Origin of the sequence: Bacillus sp. NEAU-CP5 (assembly GCF_026420705.1) — a bacterium.
Classification (GTDB): Bacteria; Bacillota; Bacilli; order Bacillales; family Bacillaceae; genus Bacillus; species Bacillus velezensis.
The window spans coordinates 199,875-219,265 of sequence record NZ_JAPMOV010000004.1; the positions used below are offsets into that span (position 1 = coordinate 199,875).

Consider the following 19,391-nt stretch of genomic DNA (forward strand, 5'->3'; position numbering starts at 1 on the left):
CGGTTTTTTTATATGAATAAAAGGTTCAAAATACCTATAATCCTTAAAATAACCTTAAATACCTAGGAAAATATTGATAAACAATTTCAATAATATTACTATTGTTAAGCCTATATTACAAAAGAAGGAGGAGAACCTATGAAAATAGGAAAAAAGAACAAGTGGAAAAAGTGGTTGGCCGGCACTCTTGCGGCCACGCTGATGATTTCCATTGCGCCTGCCGATGTGTTTGCGGCAGAAACGCGTGAAAAACAAGATCAAGCGAAAACCGCCGCCATTCCGGCCGCAGACCCGGAAAAAGATCTTCCGGCGGAAAAAGCATCTGAGCAGATGCCTTTTGATCAAAAAGATATCAATCAAGACGGTGAGGTCACGTCTGAAAGAACTGAGAATTCAAAGCTTTACTATGAAGGCGAGGGTGTGTACAAACAGGAAATCTACACAGACCCCATTCATACGAAAGAAACCGCCAATGCAGACTGGGAAGACGTTTCTCCTGAATTGAAAACCGGCTCAAAGGAAGTCGGAACGGAGAATACAGTGCTGAATTCCGATTTTCTGAAGCAAATGAAAAACGGATTATACGCCACATTTGAACATGATGATCATAAGCTCACATACTCATTAACCGGCGCAAAAGGCCCCGATCAGGCTGCAATCACTCCGACAGATGCCTCAGCAAAAGTCAAGGAAGACAGCAACGAGCTTACGTATCAGCAAGTGTTTCCTGCTATTGATTTACAAACCTACACATTTAACGAAAACATAAAGGAAGACCTTGTGCTTCACAAATATGAAGGCTACAATTCCTTCACCTTTCAAATCAAAACTGACCTTCAGGCTAAAGAACAGGAAGACGGCTCTATCGCGTTTTCTGATGATAAAGACAATGTCGTCTACACCGTGCCGAAGCCCTTTATGACCGACTCAGATCTCGACGAAAAGTCAGGTGAAGTCAGCAGGTCAGAAGATGTCAGCTTCAATCTTGAAAAAAACAGCGAAGGCTACTTGCTCCATGTAACGGCCGATGAAAAATGGCTGAAAGATCCCAAGCGGGTTTATCCGGTATCTATTGACCCGTCAACATCAGTATCTGTGTCATCCGATACCTTTGTCATGAGCGCGTATCCGACGACAAACTACTCTGCCACTTCGCAGAAATGGGACGCCGGATTGAAAGCGTACGTGCTGAAAACTGGATATTATGACGGCACAACCGGAACGAACTACGCATTTATGAAGTTTGATAATCTAAAGCCGATCAAAAACATGACGGTGACGAAAGCGACGCTCAAAGCGTACACAGCCCACTCCTATTACGGATCAAAAGCGACGGGGCTTTGGCTCGACACCGTTAACAGCAATTACGACAATGCCAAGATTACGTGGAAGAACAAGCCGGGCTCCAAAAACATCGGCAAAGCCGAGGTCTATAAAGGCCAATGGGCAAGCTTCGATGTCACCTCCGCAGTCAAGTCGTGGAACAGCGGCGGCGCCAATTACGGCTTTAAGCTTCATGCAAACGGCAACGGAAAAGAATATTGGAAGAAGCTGATGTCATCAGCAAACTCTGCTAAAAAACCATACATTGAAGTGACATACACGATTCCGAAGGCGGACACGCCGTCTGTCAAAGCGTATCATAACGGAGATTCGACAGGATTTTTCAATATCAGCTGGAAAAAAGCTGAAGGCGCCAAAAGCTATAAAGTGTGGCTTTATAACGGGAAAGAATATCAGGCCATTCCGGTCGGCAATGCAACCTCTTGGAGCACAAAAGGAAAAAACATCTGGCCGACAAAAGCGGAAATCGACTCCGGCAAATATAAGCTGCATACAGACGGAAAAGGCGGAAGTCAATTAGCGCTTAATCCTTCGCCGGTCTATAAAAACTCCGGCGGCAGCTATCCGGCAAGTAAAAATTACTGGGTCGCGGTCAGCGCGGTGTTTGACCAGGGAGAAGGCGCCATGTCTGCGGCCGCCAAGCCCGTCATTCCGAATATTGGAAGAGTTCAGAAACCAAGTACGAAAGGCTTTAATAACAACAACGCCACAGGCTGGTTTGATCTTTCCTGGAAAGCCGTATCAGGCGCAGCCGGGTATAAAATGCAAGTCTTTAACGGCAAAAGCTTTGAAACGCTTGACCTCGGAAATAAAACATCCTGGTCCACAAAAAATCAAAACATCTGGCCGACAAAGGCGGAAATCAGCGCCGGAAAATATGCGCTTCACCTGAAAGACAAAAAAGGTGCGGAATTGCCGATCAACCCGGGCCCCGTTTATAAAAATGCCGGCGGAGATGCAAATCGGAAAACCTACGGATTTAAAGTCATTGCCTATAACAAAGACGGAGAAGCGATCGCCTCACCGGAAGCGAGTCCGGCGCTGCCTGATATCGCAAAGCCGAAAAACCTGACAGGCTATGTCTATACGAACACGAAATCGAGCCAAACGGGTTATGTCAATCTCATATGGGATAAGGTGAAAAACGCGAAAGGCTACAAAATCAACATCTACAACGGAAAAGACTATCAATCATTCGATGTCGGTGATACCGATCATTGGACGACCCAAAACAAACACATCTGGCCTTCAGCCGATGAAGTGAAAGCGGGAAGATTCCAGCTTCACACGGACGGAAAGGGCGGCGAACTGGCGCTTGACCCTTCACCTGTTTACGAAAACGCAAACGGCAATTACAAAGGGAAGAAGAACTATTCCTTCACGCTGACCGCCTATGACGCAAACGGTGACAGCATACCGACGGCACCTTTTAACCCTGTTTTCCATGAAGGGGCGGAATTCCTCGGAACGGAAGAATTCTGGTCCATTATTGACATTCCGGACGGACAGCTGAATGGCGCAACGGGAAATGTCATCATCAATGAAGAAGATATGTCAATCGACGGACGCGGACCGGGGCTCGGACTCTCCCGGACCTTCAACAGCCTTGACAGCTCTGACCATATGTTCGGCCAAGGCTGGTATGCCGATGCGGAAACGTCGATTCTTTCTGAAGACGGCAGAGCCGTTTATATTGATGAGGACGCGACAACACATGTCTTCACGAAAAAATCTGACGGCACGTATCAGCCGCCGACGGGCGTTTATCTCGAACTGACGGAAACAAGCGATCAATTTGTATTAAAAACAAAAGATCAGACGAACGCTTATTTTAGCAAAAAAGGCGGAAAGCTCCAAAAAATCGTTGACGGACACAACAACACAACCGTATACGAATATAACGACAGTAATCAGCTGACAGCCATAACAGACGCATCAGGGCGCAAGCTGACATTTACCTATGATGAAAACGGCCATGTCACATCTCTTACAGGGCCAAAAAACAAAAAGATTTCGTATTCATATGACAAAGACCTTCTCAAAAAGGTGACGGATACTGACGGCAGCGTCACAAGCTACGACTACGATGCCGAAGGGCGCCTCGTCAAGCAGTATTCCGCAAACAGCACGGATGACAAACCGCTGTTCACTGAATACCAATACAGCGGCCACCGTCTGACCAAAACCTTCAATGCGAAAAAAGAAACGTACGACTACAGCTATGACGCGGACAAAAAAACGCTGCTCATGACGCAGCCGAACGGCCGCAAAGTGCAGTACGGCTATAACGAGGCGGGCAACCCGATTCAGATGATTGATGATGCCGAAGGGCTGAAAATCACGACCAACACTGTATACGAAGGCAACAACGTCATTCAGGACACCGATCCGAACGATGCGGATGCGGGCAAAGCGACAGAAAGCTATCAATATGATAAAGACGGAAACGTCACAGCCGTAAAAGACAACTACGGCACCGAAACGTATCAGTACAACAAAAACAATGACGTAACGAAAATGAAGGATACCGAGGGGAACGTCACTGATATTGCGTACGACGGACTTGATGCCGTTTCTGAGACGGATCAAAGCGGAAAATCCTCATCCGCCGCCGTGTATGACAAGTATGGAAATCTCATTCAATCAAGCAAAGAGCTGGCAGCTTCGGCAAGCCTGCTGAAAGACGGCAGCTTTGAAGGAACAAAGCTGGGCTGGAATCTCACCGCTACGAGAGACAGCGGAAGTATTGCATCTGTAAAAGCAAGAAGCGGCGCGCTGTCCGGACAAAAAGCACTGGAGATCTCCTCACAATCCGCTTCAGCCGGAACAGAGCACGGCCATGCGTCCGCAACGCAGGAAGTGCAGCTTGAGCCGAATACGACGTATACACTCAGCGGCCAGATCAAAACGGATCTGACAAAGGCAAGAGCGTATTTCAACATTGATCTGCGTGACAAAGACCAAAAACGCATTCAATGGATTCACAATGAATCAGGCGCATTAGCCGGAAAGAATGACTGGACGAAACGGCAGATCACCTTTACAACACCGGCCAATGCAGGAAAAGCCATCGTCTATATGGAAGTGGACCATAACGACAAGGACGGCAAAGGAAAAGCGTGGTTTGATCAGGTTCAGCTGGAAAAAGGCGAAGTCTCTTCAAGCTATAACCCGGTGCAAAACAGCAGTTTCACGGCTAAAGCAGACGGCTGGAGCACAAGCGGAGCCGCCGCTGACCTTGATGAAGGCTTCGATGATGACAGCTCATTAAAAGCGTCCCGCACAAATGCATCACAAGCCAATGCGGCCGCAAAACAAACCGTCACATTAGGCCAAAGCGCGGACGATAAGCCGGTATATATCACGCTGACAGGGATGTCCAAGGCTGACGGCGTAAAATTAACGAACGACAATGATTACGCTCTTCAGGCCGGCGTCACTTATGCGGACGGCACGACGGGCGTCTACACCGCCAAATTCCCGCAGGGGACACAGGAATGGAACCGGGCAGCGGCAGTCATCCCGAAAACAAAGCCGATCAATAAAATCGAAATCAGCATTCTGTTCCAAAAAAGCGCCACAGGAACGGCGTGGTTTGATGATATCCGTTTAATCGAAGGAAGCATCCTGACGAAAAACACCTATGACGAAAAAGGAAACTACGTCACAAAAGAAGAAGACGAACTAGGTTATGCAAGCACTGCTTCATATGACGAGACTGGCAAGAAAACATCTGAAACCGACGCGAAAGGCGAAACAACCGCCTACGAATACGATCAGGCCGACCAGCTGACAAAGCTGACCCTGTCAAACGGCACATCCATCCTTCACAGCTATGACAAGGAAGGAAATGAGCTGACAAAAACGATTCGGGCCGGCGCAGATCAGACCTATCAATATGAATATGACGTCATGGGCAAGCTCGTCAAAACAACCGACCCGCTCGGCAATGTACTGAAGAGTGAATATGACGCCAACAGCAACTTGACGAAAACCGTTTCCGCCAACGGAAATGAAGTGTCGCTGACCTATGACGGCACCGATCGGGTTAAGTCAAAAGCGTATAACGGCACTGAAAAATATAACTTTACCTATGACAAAAACGGCAATGAAACGTCTGTCACAAACAAAGAACAAAATATAACGAAAAAACGCACCTTTGACAACAAAAACCGCCTGACCGAATTAACCGACCGCGGCGGCAGCCAAAGCTGGACGTATCCGGCTGATTCGGATAAGCTGAAAACTTTCTCATGGAGCCAGGGCGGCCAAAAAGGAACAAACAGCTTTACGTACAACAAACTTGATCAAATGATTGAAATGAAAGACGGCACTTCAGCCTATACATTTGATTATGATGAAAACGGTAATGTCCAGACATTCATCAGCGGCAATGAAGTCGGCACGAGTTTTTCATATGATGAGCGGAATCTCGTCAGCTCTCTTCATATCGGAGCGAAAAACGGCGGCAGCATCTTCCGGGAAAGCTATGAATATGACGCCAACGGCAACCGCACGGTCATCGACAGCTCAGCGGGCGGAAAGGTGCAGTACGAATACGGCAAGCTCAACCAGCTCGTCAAAGAAACTCATGAAGACGGCACCGTCATTCAATATACGTACGACGGCTTCGGCAACCGGACAAACGTCACCGCCACAAAGGACGGCGCAAGCAAATCAGTCAACGCATCCTTCAACATCATGAATCAGCTGACGAAGGTGAATGACGAAGAACTGTCCTACGATAAAAACGGCAACCGCACATCTGACGGCAAATTCACATATACGTGGGACGCGGAAGACAACCTGACCGCCGTCACGAAAAAAGGCGAAGACAAGCCGTTCGCAACATACAAATACGATGAAAAAGGAAACAGAATCCAAAAAACCGTCAACGGAAACGTCACAAACTACTTCTACGACGGAGACAGCCTGAACGTCCTGTATGAAACAGACGCAGACAACAACGTCACAAAATCATACACGTACGGTGACAGCGGCCAGCTGTTATCCTATACAGAGAACGGCAAGAAATATTTCTATCACTACAACGCACACGGTGACGTCATCGCCATCTCAGACAGCACCGGAAAAACCGTTGCCAAATATCAGTACGATGCGTGGGGAAATCCGACAAAAACCGAAGCGAGCGACGAAGTAAAAGACAACCGCTACCGCTACGCAGGCTACCAATACGACGAAGAAACCGGCCTGTACTATCTCATGGCCCGCTACTACGAGCCAAGAAACGGCGTATTCCTATCACTCGACCCAGACCCGGGCAGCGATGGGGATTCATTGGATCAGAATGGATATGCATACGGAAACAACAACCCAGTCATGAACGTCGATCCGGATGGGCATTGGGTGTGGATGGTAGCAGGAGCTTTAATTGGCGGAATTTCATCTTATAAAGCAGCAAAAGCAAAGGGGGCAAGAGGTTGGAGGTTAGTTGGATCTGTAGCCTTAGGTGCTGCTGGCGGAGCAATCGGAGGAAACTATCTACGAGTAGGACGTACTCTATATAAGGCTGGAAAATTATCTAAAACGTATTGGAACGCTAGAAAAGTTGCAAAAGCAAACAAAGGTGTAATTAAAAGAGCTAGAAATAAAAAAGGTTGGGTAGTTACTACTAAAAAACATACAGTAAGATTAATGGGAAGGAATTCAGGACAAAGGAAAAGACCTTATTATCGAATGAGTCATCATAAAAAAGGGGCCATGAACGCAAAGGGACACTATTCAAATAAACAGGCTGAGACTCATATTAAATTAAGATGGCATTCATATAGAAATATCAATAAAAGATTACGTAAGGGGAGATAAACGATGTACAAAACAATAAATGAATGGGTAGATTACATAGATGGGGGGTGCGCTGTCCTTCATTTTGATTTTCAAGTGTTTAAAAAAGAACTTTCACTTAAGATTCAGGTCGTTGAAAATAAAGCCGAATATACGCATAACATTCTTTTTCAAAATGTAGCATCTGTTTATTTCAGTGCAGATATTGGTGATATGAGATTAGAAAAAATAGATCCTGAAGAATACAATTGGCAAGTATTTGAGATGAGTTACCACCCGGAAGGAATCGGAAATCTATCAAATGCTGTAATTCCTGAGTATCAATCAAATGCTAATTTTCTCATTGACATGAACAGAATGCTGATTGCTATAGAAGCTGAAACAGTTCGCTTTGACGACCAATCATTTTATGCGTATCATTCGAAATCATAAATAAACAAATAAGAGAGGTTCCCAGCCTCTCTTTTCTTACATAACGAAATCGTTCGCGGAGGCAAACATGAACACTCCTTTAAATTTACAAAAAGAATCATTGAGGGCTATAGAGAATCTGGATGTGATTAATCCGCTTAAATACAATTCGATTTATTCATGTGATCTAGTGAGTAAAGATACTTTTTCTCAATTAATGAATGACTTAGAGTTCGAAACAGCTCTAATAGAAGTAATGGCATTTCCTTCTTTTATTGAAGAATGGAAGAAGAAGGTTGAAAAGAAAATGATATATATGAATACTGTATCGAAAAAGTTCATTCATATTGAATGTGCCCTAACCAAAGAAGAATTGATGGCAGATCACTTATTAGATGAATTATATTTTTTAGCATCGATCAATGACTTTGTTGTTATAATAGCAAATCCTGCCAAAAATAAGTCCTACATGAACCTGAACACTCAAAAGGTTGATGTAACTACTGAAAACAATGAAAAAATCATTTGGTTTGAATACGATGCAGCAGATTTATATATCATTGATTAATTTAATATAAATTCCAGATTCTTAATCTATGGAGTGGTGTTGATGTTGGAACTTACCGCGGAGCGTGTTGGGTCATATAAAAGAGAGCACATCATCTATTTCAATGCGGGCAGGGATGATCAAGTGTTTATTGTGTCCGTGCACGATCACAAAGTAATATTGGAGGTTATGAAAGGCAGCTCTCTTTTAATCAAAAAAGAGTTACACGGATTTTCTGAAGATGCCCATTTCTATTTCGTTGATTCGTATGATAACACAATCGTTATCGTTTACCTGGAAAATCATACGTGTCAATTAGCCGTATACTGCATAAACAGTAATAAAATCAATCCGATTTGTTCTTTTCTATTAAGCGCCAATGTATTTCATCTGGGTGAGGATGGATTATTATGGATCGGATTAACGGACGAGGGTATGTATGATGAAAGAAACCCTCAAGGGAAAGCGATATTTGCTTTTCATGCAGAAGACAGAACGTTTTATTTTGAAGACGATTTTAAAGAAATGATGCATGAATGCTATGCCGTACAATCGATAAAATCTGATTTGTATGTTTGTTTCGAGGGAGAAGATTGCTGTGTCATCGGTCATTATCAGATTGGACAGGACAGAATTCGTACTGTTGCAGAATATGTGCTGGACGGCGATCAATACTCCTATTGTGATCAGCTATCCGTTTCGAAAAAAAGGAGGCACAAAATGGAGTGGCACAAACATGAGAAAGCAGTTCTGCTGGGGCCGGATTCGCCGGGTTGTTTTGAATTGACGGAGTTTACGTCCTATACCGGGTATAACGAGTATTATGATAAAATCCCGGTGTTTGAGCTGAAGCTGACTGATGGACAGTATGATGCCGTGCTGCGTTTTGAGGGTGTGAGGGCTGCCCGGCTGGATGATCTTGAAAGCATCACCGACATCCATCTGGATATCAGCCCGGTCGACGGCGGCTGGGAATCGATCCGCTACTATGTCGATGACGGGGAAGGAAGCATGAGCTTTTATTGCGCCAAATGGGTCGTGCTTGACATGAAGAAAAAGCAGTCCCCCGAATGGCCCGGCAAAACGTCAGGGTAAAGCGGCGGCATTTCGCGTATAATGAGGGGAGCCGGACAGAGAAGGAGTTTAGTCATGAATGAGTTTAATGAATATGCGATCAGCCCCGAGATCCGACGGGCGCTGAATGGCTTGCAATACACCGAGCCGACTGAAGTGCAGCGGCGCGTCATCCCCGCCGCCCTGCAAAAAAAAGACCTCGTCGTCAAATCGCAGACGGGCAGCGGCAAAACCGCGGCTTTCGGCATTCCGATCTGCGAGCTTGCGGAATGGGAGGAAAACAAACCGCAGGCGCTGATTTTAACGCCGACCCGTGAGCTTGCGGCGCAGATTAAAGAAGATATCACGAATATCGGCCGTTTCAAACGGATAAAAGCCACGGCGGTTTTCGGAAAAGCTTCTTTTGACAAACAGAAAACCGAACTGAAGCAAAAAAGCCACGTCGTTGCCGGAACGCCGGGGCGTGTGCTTGATCATATAGAGAAAGGGACGCTGCCGCTTGAACGGCTGGCGTATGTAGTGATTGACGAAGCGGATGAAATGCTGAATATGGGATTTATTGAACAGGTGGAAGCCATCATTCAGCATCTGCCGAAAAACAGAGTCACTATGCTGTTTTCAGCGACGCTGCCGGATGACGTCGAGAAGCTGAGCCGCACATATATGAAAGACCCTGAATTGATTGAAGTAAAAGCGGAAGGCCTGACGACAAAAGACATTGAGCATTTTGTCACCAGAACAGAAGAAGAGGACAAAACATCTTTGCTGCGTGATGTCCTGATCACCGAAAACCCGGACAGCTGCATCATATTCTGCCGGACAAAAGAAAGAGTCATCCAGTTAACCGATGAGCTGGACAGGCTGGGCTATCCTTGCGATAAAATTCACGGCGGCATGGTGCAGGAAGACCGCTTTGACGTCATGAATGAATTCAAGCGCGGCGAGTTCCGCTATCTCATTGCGACCGATGTTGCCGCCAGAGGAATTGATATTGAAAACATCAGCCTCGTCATCAATTATGATATTCCGCTTGAAAAAGAAAGCTATGTACACCGCACCGGCAGAACGGGCCGCGCCGGACACCGCGGACTGGCCGTTACGTTTGTGACGCCGTCTGAATCACGGTTTCTGAATGACATTGAGACATATATCGGTTTCCGCATCAAAAAGCGGGAGGCGCCGTCTGAGAAAGAAACAGCGGAACGGAAAGCGGCTTTTGCGGAAAAATTGAACGCCCGCCCCGATGTCAAAACAGACAAAAGCGAACAGTTAAACAAAGACATCATGAAGCTGTACTTTAACGGCGGGAAAAAGAAAAAACTCAGAGCGGTCGATTTTGTCGGAACGATTGCGAAAATCGACGGCGTTTCAGCCGATGATATCGGGATTATCACGATTCTGGACAACGCATCGTACGTCGAGATTCTGAACGGCAAAGGCCCGCACGTTCTTGACATCATGAAAAATACGACGGTCAAAGGCAAAAAACTGAAAGTCCATAAAGCCAAGAAATAAAAAAAAGCCTGCCGCGCGCAGGCTTTTTTTACGTCGTCTCCTCAGGCACGAACGCAAGGATGCCAATCCCGATCACAAATAACAAAATCAGGCTGAACACGGCGGCTGACGAATTTCCGGTCAGCTGGGCGGTCACGGCAATCAAAAGCGGGCCGATAATTGAAGCGAACTTGCCGAAGATATTATAAAAGCCGAAAAACTCATTGGCGTTCTGTTTGGGGACAAGCTTGGCAAAGTAAGAGCGGCTCAGCGCCTGAATACCTCCTTGGGAAGTGGCGACAAGCATAGCCAAAACCCAGAAATCAAAAGCGGAATCCATAAAATAAGCATACGTGCAGACAATCATATACACGCCGATGCCGGCATAAAGCATGGTTTTTCCTTTAAACCGTTCGGCCAGCCGTCCGTACAAAATCGAAAAAGGCGCGGCGACGACCTGTGTGACAAATAAAACAATCAGCAGATTTGCCGCGCTGATGCCGAGGTCAGCCCCGTATGACGTGGACATCGTAATGATAGTGCCGACCCCGTCGATGTAGAAGAAATAGGCGAGCAGAAACAAAAACAGTGCCCGGTGCTTCCTGATCTGCTTCAGCGTGCCGGCCAGCCGTATAAAACTGCTGAGTACAAGCCGCGGCTCCCTCTCGATATAATAGCGCTGGCGGACGCGGAGAAGGAGCGGGATCGAAAACAGCCCCCACCATGCCGCCGTAATCAAAAAGGCAATGCGGCCGGCAGCCTGGGCGGACAGCGGAATCACCTCCGCTTGTGCTGAAAGAATGACGGCAATGCTGAGGAGAAAAGGGATCGTGCTGCCGATATAGCCCAGTCCAAATCCCCTGGCGGACACCATATTCATCCGCTCCTTTGCGGCCACATCAACGAGAAACGCATCATAAAACACATTAGAGCCGGCAAAGCCGATCGTGGAAATCGTATAACAAATTAATAACAGCATCCAAGATTCGCCGGGAATCAAAGCCAGCGCGGCTGTGCCCGCCACACCGATCAGAAGAAAGAAGGCAAAAAACCGTTTCTTGCATCCTTTGTAGTCGGCAATCGTTCCTAAGACGGGGCCGAGCATCGCCAAAATAAAAGTCGCGGCGGCAATCGTATAGCCCAAATAAGCGGTAGAATCAGCCGCGCTGACACCGTTTTCCGCCGCTGCGGCTTTAAAAAACAAGGGGAAAACAGCCGTCATAATAATGACCGAATAAGCTGAATTGGCCCAATCATACAGCATCCAGCTGCTTTCTTCTTTCGAAAACCGTTTCATCACACACGCTCCTTCCCAAAAACCGGTTCTCTGCATTATATGTGCCTCATCCGCATCGTTGGACAAAGATTTCTGAACGGCGTTTTCTGATTGACTTGGAGATAGTGAACTAGTTCAAAAAGGATGTACAATCAAGGTGTAGCAGGTAAATGGCCAGGCGGGAGGGAGACAGAATTGAAGATTGCGAAAGTCATTAATAATAATGTCGTCAGTGTGCTCAAAGAAGGCAATCAGGAATTGGTCATCATGGGCCGGGGCATTCCATTTTAGTTTCCTTGTATTTATTTTGTCTTACATTCACATATGACTTGGTTAAGGCAGGCAAAACCTAAATTACAATGAGCGCAGATCATCTCTGTTTGTGCTGATGGTAATTTAGGTCTTTTTAAGTTTCGTTTTTATCATTATTCTGACTGATGTTCCCTTTTACAGAATCATGTATGATCGATAAAGAAATCGCTTTCAAAGAAAGGGGAATGCCAACATGTTTTATCGTATGAAACGAGTGCTGCTGCTTCTTGTCACTGGATTGTTTTTGAGTTTGTGTGCGATCACTTCTACTGCATCAGCTCAAACAGGCGGATCGTTTTTTGAACCTTTTAACAGCTATAACTCCGGATTATGGCAAAAAGCAAATGGTTACTCCAATGGAGATATGTTCAACTGCACGTGGCGTGCAAATAATGTGTCCGTGACGTCATCAGGTGAAATGCGATTGGCGCTGACAAGCCCGTCTTATAACAAGTTTGACTGCGGGGAGAACCGCTCCGCTCAAACCTATGGCTATGGACTTTATGAAGTCAGAATGAAACCGGCTAAAAACACAGGGATCGTTTCATCGTTCTTCACTTATACAGGTCCAACGGATGGTACCCCTTGGGATGAGATTGATATCGAATTTTTAGGAAAAGACACGACAAAGGTTCAATTTAATTATTATACAAATGGAAAGGGAAATCATGAGAAGGTCGCGGATCTCGGATTTGATGCGGCCAATGCCTATCATACGTATGCGTTCGATTGGCAGCCAAACTCTATTAAATGGTATGTCGATGGGCAATTAAAACATACTGCGACAAGCCAAATCCCGACAACACCGGGAAAAATCATGATGAACTTGTGGAATGGGATAGGTGTTGATGACTGGCTCGGTTCCTACAATGGTGTAAATCCGCTATACGCTCATTATGACTGGGTGCGCTATACAAAAAAATAATGTACAGAAAAGGATTTCCGCCATCGGAAATCCTTTTTTAATTAAAACGAAATAATCCCAATCAAAAGCGCCGCAACCGTCATCACAATCGTTGTCCCCACGGCCCATTTAATAGTGAATTTTTGATGATCGCCAAAGCTGACGCCCGCCATTCCGACCAGTAGATAGGTGGATGGCACAAGCGGGCTGAGCAGATGCACAGGCTGCCCCAGCAAGGAGGCTCTTCCGATTTCAGCGCCGTCTATTCCGTAAGCGGAAGCGGCTTCGGCGATGATGGGAAGCACACCGAAGTAAAAGGCGTCATTTGACATGAAAAAGGTGAAAGGCATGCTGGCAATCGCAGTGATCAACGGCAGATGCGGGCCCATGGCATCAGGGATGAGGGAAACGAGAGAATGCGCCATCGCATCGACCATTTTTGTGCCTGAGAGAATGCCTGTAAATATGCCTGCCGCAAACACCATTGAGACAACGTTTAACGCATTACCCGCATGTGCCGAAATCCGTCTCTGCTGCTCTTTGACATTTGGATAGTTGATCATCAAGGCGATGGCGAACGCAATCATAAAAAGAACAGGGAGCGGCAGCAGGCTGGTGATCAGCGCGGCCATCAGAGCAACAGTCAGCAGCAGGTTAAACCATTGGAGAGCGGGACGCTTCAGCGGCGCTGCCTTCGGATCAGAAGACGGCGTGTGTTCAATTGAAATGATGCCGAGCCGCTTCCGTTCTTTTTTTCCGAGGAGATAAGCAACGGCGATCACCCAGAGAATGCCGGCGATCATAGCGGGAATCAGCGGCGTAAAAACTTCTGACGTGTCCAATTTCAAGGAAGCCAAAACCCTCGCCGTCGGCCCGCCCCACGGAATAATATTCATGACCCCCGAACCGAGCATCGCAATCCCCGCCAGCACCAAACGGTTCATGCCGAGCCGTTTGTAAAGGGGCAGCATTGCCGCAATCGTAATCATATACGTTGTTGTTCCATCTCCATCCAGCGAAATGGTCATCGTCAGAACCGCTGTGCCGATGGCGATTTTTAACGGATCCCCTTTGACAAGCGATAGGATTTTGGCAATGAGGGGATCAAACAGACCTGAGTCAATCATAATGCCGAAATACAGGATGGCGAATAACAGCATGATCCCGGTTGGAGCGAGGTCTGTAACGCCTTGAATCATCATCTCGCCGAGATCTTTGCCAAATCCGCTGATCAGGGCAAACACAACAGGAACGACAATCAAAGCAATAAGAGCGGAAAGCCGGTTAGACATAATAAGATACATAAAGACAATCATCATCACAAAACCGAGTATGGCAAGCACGATATGACCTCCCCTGTTCAACAGCTGTATTGGTAAGCGCTTTCACAAATTATTTCTGTGAAAATGGCTTATTTCAAAATGTGTATGACCGCATATGTAAATGCAGACCTAAAATCCTAATGAGCGGACCAGCAGTTTATATGAAGAACGCCGCGGGTAAATGTGCTGTAGAATGTTTCGTTTTAAAAGGGGGAACTGACATGAGTGATGATCAAAACAAACGAGTAAATGAACACTCAAAGGACGAACAGCTGGAGCAGTACCGGTCTGATAACAGCGGCAAAAAAATGACGACCAATCAGGGGCTTCGCGTGTCTGAGGATGAGCATTCTTTAAAAGCGGGCGTCCGCGGCCCCACGCTGATGGAGGATTTTCATTTTCGTGAAAAAATGACGCACTTTGACCACGAGCGGATTCCGGAACGGGTCGTTCATGCGCGCGGGTACGGCGTTCATGGGCATTTTCAGGTGTACGAACCGATGACGGAATATACACGGGCGAAATTTTTGCAGGACCCGTCCGTCAAAACGCCTGTTTTCGTCCGTTTCTCAACAGTGGCGGGCTCCAAGGGATCAGCCGACACCGTCCGTGACGCCAGGGGATTTGCGACGAAGTTTTATACTGAAGAAGGGAACTATGACCTCGTCGGAAACAATATTCCGGTGTTCTTCATTCAGGACGCGATCAAATTCCCGGATCTCGTTCACGCCATAAAACCGGAACCGCACAATGAAATGCCGCAGGCTGCGACGGCTCATGATACGTTCTGGGATTTTGTCGCAAACAATCCTGAATCCGCGCACATGGTCATGTGGACGATGTCTGACCGCGGCATCCCGCGAAGCTATCGGATGATGGAGGGCTTCGGCGTGCATACGTTCCGTTTTGTCAACGAGAAAGGAAAAGCGCGCTTTGTAAAATTCCACTGGAAACCCGTGCTCGGCGTTCATTCCCTCGTATGGGATGAAGCGCAGAAAATTGCCGGGAAAGATCCCGATTTCAATCGCCGCGACCTGTGGGAAACGATTGAAAACGGCGGCAAAGTCGAGTATGAGCTCGGTGTTCAGATGATAGACGAAGAAGACGAGTTCAAATTTGATTTTGATATCCTTGATCCGACAAAACTGTGGCCGGAAGAATTGGTTCCCGTCAAGCTGATCGGAAAAATGACCCTTGACCGCAATCAGGACAATGTCTTTGCGGAAACGGAACAGGTCGCCTTTCACCCGGGAAATGTCGTGCCGGGCATTGATTTCACCAATGATCCGCTTCTTCAAGGCCGGCTTTTCTCTTATACGGATACACAGCTCATCCGTCTTGGCGGGTCGAATTTTCACGAGATTCCGATCAACCGGCCGGTCTGCCCGTTCCATAACAACCAATACGACGGCTACCACCGGATGACGATTAATAAGGGTCCCGTCGCCTATCATAAAAATTCTCTGCAGAACAATGATCCGTCGCCGGCCTCAGAAGAAGAAGGCGGATACGTTCATTATCAGGAAAAAGTAGAAGGCAGAAAAATCCGCCAGCGCAGTGAGAGCTTCAATGACTATTTTTCTCAGGCCAAGATGTTCTGGAACAGCATGTCTCCCGCCGAGAAAGAACATATCATCTCCGCGTTCTGTTTTGAAGTCGGAAAAGTGAACAGCAAGGATGTGCAGCAGCAGGTGGTTGATGTCTTCAGTCATGTCGACGCCGGGCTTGCCGAGCGTGTTGCGAAAGGAATCGGCGTGAACCCGCCGCCGAAGGACCGTGAATCTGATGAAACGTTCACTTCCCCGGCCTTAAGCCAGGAAAACACGGTGAAGACGGCAGCGACAAGGCAGGTCGCGGTTTTAACAGACCACGGGTTTTCTGATGAGAAAGTCAAACAAGTGCTTGACGCATGCAAACAGGCGGGAGTCAGAGCCGATATCATCAGCCCCGCGCTGGGAACCGTGAAGGGAGAAAACGGTACGGAGCTGGAAGCGTCAGCCACTTTCCTGACAGCGGATTCCGTCCTGTACGACGCTGTTTTCATTCCGGGCGGAAAACAAAGCACAGACAGCCTCAAAGCCCAAAAATCAGCCAGAGACTTCGTCAGCGAAGCTTTCAGCCATTACAAAGCGATCGGCGCCTCCGCTGAAGGAAAAGAACTTCTCGCCCTCGCCGCCGGAACCGAAAGCGGCCCCGGTCTTGTTCCGGACGGAAACTGCGAACAATTTCTGAAAGCCGTGGCTGAGCATCGGCATTGGGACAGAAACATATAAGAATGAAAAAGCGCCTTTTATGAGAGGGGCGCTTTTTTCTTGTGAAAGTGAAATATCTGAGGAGAAAACGAAAATTGCTTCCGTGCAAATCCGTACCTTCCGCTGTCCGGGACATTCAGACAACAGTTTTAGAGAGTCAGGGCATGCGCCATTTAAAGCAGGCGGGTTGATGAAATAATATGTTTCACCCTCTTTGGTTTACTTCCGCTCTGTGTTTGTGTATCTTAGGGGTAGATTTTCTGGAGGAGCGAATGATAGTGAAGCCGTTTACCGAAAAACAACTTGAAGAATATTACCGGCGTGACGAAAACATGATGATTTTGGTGTTTGCCCAATGGTGCGTCAATCATGACCTTGACCCGATGGCCATTTACAGCAAGGCTTATCCCGGACAGCCTTTAAACGAAGAGCTGCGAAAAACGGCTGAAGAACTTGTCGTGCCGAAGGAGGAATCAGAACCGATTCCTGATCAAACCGTCATCGGCGTTTTGGAGATGTTCGGCAACTCCGATTTGGCGGAAGCCGTTTATGAAGCCATTGCGCAAAGACCTTCACGGTAAAAGAGGCGTGGATTTTCCATGTCTCTTTTTTTCATGGAGAAAATGTGAAAGAAGGCCCAGAAACAATTTGCTGATCCGCGCTGTCTATAGAGTGTAACCCGTTTTCAAAAAGGGAACGGTAATGAAAAGGAGGAGTTGTGATGAAAAAGGCATTCAAAATGATGGCGGCCGTGCTCTTAACCGTGCTGACAGCCGCGCCGTTCGGAGGTTTCGCGCCTTCAGCCGAGGCCGCGCAAACCGCAAAGCCCGTTGTCAAAAGCCATACGTATAAGCATGTAAAACAGCTGACATACCCCGAGGTCACAAATACGGGAAACGCATCTTTTGAAAAGAAAATCAATCAGGACTTCAAACGCTATATTGAACAATCGTATCAAGAATATGTGAAAAACAAAAAAGACGGTGAGAAACAAGGCTACAAAGCGGAATACCAGGCAGATTTCAAGGTGAAGTATAATCAAGACGGCAAGCTCAGCATTCAGACGGAAGACTACAGTTACACAGGCGGCGCACACGGGCTGACATCCGTTCAGACCTTTAATTACGACTTGGCCGCAAAAAAACGGGTCACACTCGATAATGTGCTGAATACAAAAACGAAAGCTAACAAGACGAGAGACTATCTTTACGGCTACATCAAGAAACATGACGATCTGTTTGACCAGGACGTCAAAAAACAAGAGATCATCCTGAATAACGAAAGACCTTTCTTCTTTACGAAAAACGGCATTGCCGTTGTGTTCGGACAATATGATCTCGGACCGTACGCGGCAGGAATCCGGGACGTTTTTGTACCTGCATCCGTCTATCAATAAAAAAAGCGATATCACTCCAAAACGGAGCGGTATCGCTTTTTTTCTGTTACCAGACAAACAATCCGACAATCGCCGCGCTCAATAAGGAAACGGCAATTCCGCTGACAAGCAGCTTCCAGACGTTTTTTCCGATGATGGCTGATTTTTCACCATCAAGCAGAGATTGATAAGATCCGTAGATCATACCGATGGTGCTGAAGTTTGCGAATGATGTCAGAAATGTCGTAGCCACGGCAATCGTGTGCGGCGGAAGTGAATTCAGCTGCCCTTTCAGATCGGCCATTGCCACAAATTCATTCGTCGCGAGCTTGATGCCCATCAGCTGTGCGACATACATCGCGTCATGTACGCCTAATCCGAGAAGGAAGGCAAACGGACTGAAGATGTATGAGAAAATCTTTTGAATGGTCAAACCGTGCACGAACAGTCCGAGTACGCCGTTTAACGCGGCCGTTAACGCCACATAGCCGATTACCATCGCTAAAATGACAATGACCATGTTCATGCCGACAAGCATACTGTTAGAAATCGTGGAGAAGAAGTCTTTTTTCTCCGCTTTTGAAGGAACGTAAATAATATCATCCTCTTTAGAAACGTCCACGGGATTCAGCATATTGGCGATTAAAAGGGCGTTTAAGCAATTCAGCGGGATGGCTGTAAACACATAAGTGGACGGAACCATCGTCAAGTACGATCCGATGATCGAGCCGCTGATGCTGCTCATGCTCATCAGCCCGAATGTCAGAAGCCGGTTGTTGCTGACGGCGGCAAGCTGCTGGCGGATGACGGCTAAAGCTTCCGTATTTCCTAAAAACATCATCTGGATGGAGAAAAAGCTCTCCAGTTTCGGCAGACGGGATATTTTAGAAATCAGCCAGCCGATTTTATCAATGAGCCACGGCAGAATACCGAAATACGACAGCATATCAAAGAAGGTCACGACGAAGATAATCGGCAGCAATGCGCTGAAGAAAAAATCAACCGTCGGGTTCGCCATGACAGACGGAAAAGCGAACGCAATCCCTTGACTGGCGCAGGAAATCAGCCATGTAAAGAACGCGCCGATCTTCCCGATGACAAAGCCGCCGATTTTTGTCCCTAACATAAACCAAGTAATCAGAAACTCAAAGACGAGGAGCATGACAATCGGACGCCATTTAATCTTCTTCTTGTTGGGAGAGCATAAGAAAACAACAGCCATGACAACAATGAGACCGACAATGTTCAATAAAAAGTACATGTGAGCAACTCCTA

General features: G+C 46.9%; 12 protein-coding genes and 2 pseudogenes. 11 read left to right on the top strand and 3 right to left on the bottom strand.

Annotated elements, in window-relative coordinates:
• The first annotated feature begins 138 nt into the window (after positions 1–138).
• The 6 genes and pseudogenes from OTK50_RS13770 (at position 139) to OTK50_RS13790 (ending at position 10,696) form a co-directional block, all read left to right on the top strand.
• On the top strand, positions 139–7,170 hold the full coding sequence (locus OTK50_RS13770; RefSeq protein ID WP_224223906.1) for a DNRLRE domain-containing protein: 7,032 nt from the start codon (positions 139–141) through the stop codon (positions 7,168–7,170).
• Positions 7,171–7,173: 3 nt separating this feature from the next.
• Positions 7,174–7,581, top strand: coding sequence for a hypothetical protein (locus OTK50_RS13775; protein ID WP_015387499.1), 408 nt, complete (start codon positions 7,174–7,176; stop codon positions 7,579–7,581).
• A gap of 67 nt (positions 7,582–7,648) precedes the next feature.
• On the top strand, positions 7,649–8,128 hold the full coding sequence (locus OTK50_RS13780; protein ID WP_224223905.1) for a hypothetical protein: 480 nt from the start codon (positions 7,649–7,651) through the stop codon (positions 8,126–8,128).
• A 42-nt stretch (positions 8,129–8,170) separates the two neighbouring features.
• Positions 8,171–8,818, top strand: a pseudogene (locus tag OTK50_RS19860) (hypothetical protein); the annotation flags it as partial.
• Positions 8,819–8,827: 9 nt separating this feature from the next.
• The gene (locus OTK50_RS13785; RefSeq protein ID WP_044802388.1) at positions 8,828–9,202 is read left to right on the top strand and encodes a hypothetical protein; all 375 of its coding nucleotides are present in this window, start codon (positions 8,828–8,830) and stop codon (positions 9,200–9,202) included.
• Between the two features lie 54 nt (positions 9,203–9,256).
• The gene (locus OTK50_RS13790) at positions 9,257–10,696 is read left to right on the top strand and encodes a DEAD/DEAH box helicase (protein ID WP_038460394.1); all 1,440 of its coding nucleotides are present in this window, start codon (positions 9,257–9,259) and stop codon (positions 10,694–10,696) included.
• 28 nt (positions 10,697–10,724) lie between these two features.
• On the opposite strand, the gene OTK50_RS13795 is transcribed toward OTK50_RS13790, so the two are convergent.
• On the bottom strand, positions 10,725–11,975 hold the full coding sequence (locus tag OTK50_RS13795; RefSeq protein ID WP_224223904.1) for an MFS transporter: 1,251 nt from the start codon (positions 11,973–11,975) through the stop codon (positions 10,725–10,727).
• A 171-nt stretch (positions 11,976–12,146) separates the two neighbouring features.
• Here OTK50_RS13795 and OTK50_RS13800 point away from each other — a divergent pair.
• Positions 12,147–12,239, top strand: a pseudogene (locus OTK50_RS13800) (CAT RNA binding domain-containing protein); the annotation flags it as partial.
• A 217-nt stretch (positions 12,240–12,456) separates the two neighbouring features.
• Positions 12,457–13,188, top strand: a complete 732-nt coding sequence (bglS, locus tag OTK50_RS13805; protein WP_032875626.1) for a beta-glucanase — start codon at positions 12,457–12,459, stop codon at positions 13,186–13,188.
• Between the two features lie 41 nt (positions 13,189–13,229).
• Here bglS and citH read toward each other — a convergent pair whose 3' ends face one another.
• A complete protein-coding gene (citH, locus tag OTK50_RS13810; RefSeq protein ID WP_224223903.1) occupies positions 13,230–14,510 on the bottom strand; it encodes a citrate transporter CitH in 1,281 nt (426 codons plus the stop codon).
• Between the two features lie 200 nt (positions 14,511–14,710).
• On the opposite strand from citH, the gene OTK50_RS13815 reads away from it, so the two are divergent.
• The 3 genes from OTK50_RS13815 to OTK50_RS13825 all read left to right on the top strand — a co-directional run bounded on the left by OTK50_RS13815 (position 14,711) and on the right by OTK50_RS13825 (position 18,137).
• Complete coding sequence (locus OTK50_RS13815) at positions 14,711–16,762, top strand: catalase (RefSeq protein WP_224223902.1); 2,052 nt, start codon at positions 14,711–14,713, stop codon at positions 16,760–16,762.
• Between the two features lie 251 nt (positions 16,763–17,013).
• Entirely contained in the window at positions 17,014–17,322 is a 309-nt protein-coding gene (locus OTK50_RS13820) for a hypothetical protein (RefSeq protein WP_015418528.1), read from the top strand.
• A 140-nt stretch (positions 17,323–17,462) separates the two neighbouring features.
• On the top strand, positions 17,463–18,137 hold the full coding sequence (locus OTK50_RS13825; RefSeq protein ID WP_132106608.1) for a DUF3298 and DUF4163 domain-containing protein: 675 nt from the start codon (positions 17,463–17,465) through the stop codon (positions 18,135–18,137).
• Between the two features lie 46 nt (positions 18,138–18,183).
• On the opposite strand, the gene OTK50_RS13830 is transcribed toward OTK50_RS13825, so the two are convergent.
• Complete coding sequence (locus OTK50_RS13830; RefSeq protein ID WP_032875637.1) at positions 18,184–19,377, bottom strand: NupC/NupG family nucleoside CNT transporter; 1,194 nt, start codon at positions 19,375–19,377, stop codon at positions 18,184–18,186.
• Between the last annotated feature and the right edge of the window lie 14 nt (positions 19,378–19,391).